Raw genomic sequence first — 317 nt, forward strand, 5'->3', positions numbered from 1 at the left:
TTGGGGTTATGGAGAATGCGCCGCCGATCGTGTTGTCGTCAGGGGTTAGCATTGCCCATTCCAGGTCTGTGATAGTTATTTCTGCTGCCGCTGAGTCTGCGCTAAGCGTGTAGGAGTAGTCGTCTATGCGTTCGGTGCGTTTGCCCTCAGGGTTTAGGGCCCGTCTTGCTACTGCCTGAGAGATAACGTATTCGACGGCTTCCGCGTCCAGTCCTTCTAAGGGGCCGAGGCGTCTTTTGATTAGGAGCTCTGCGCCTTTAATCCAAAAGTTCACCTGGGCGATTTCGTCTGGGTCGGCGATTTTTCGGCCTAATGCT

Annotated in this window: 1 protein-coding gene; it reads right to left on the bottom strand. The window is 54.3% G+C overall.

The window, feature by feature from the left end:
• Window positions 1-317: hypothetical protein (locus QP415_RS11180; protein ID WP_285100109.1), on the bottom strand; the 317-nt coding region annotated here is incomplete at both ends.

Origin of the sequence: Pauljensenia sp. UMB3104 (assembly GCF_030217285.1) — a bacterium.
GTDB lineage: Bacteria > Actinomycetota > Actinomycetes > Actinomycetales > Actinomycetaceae > Pauljensenia.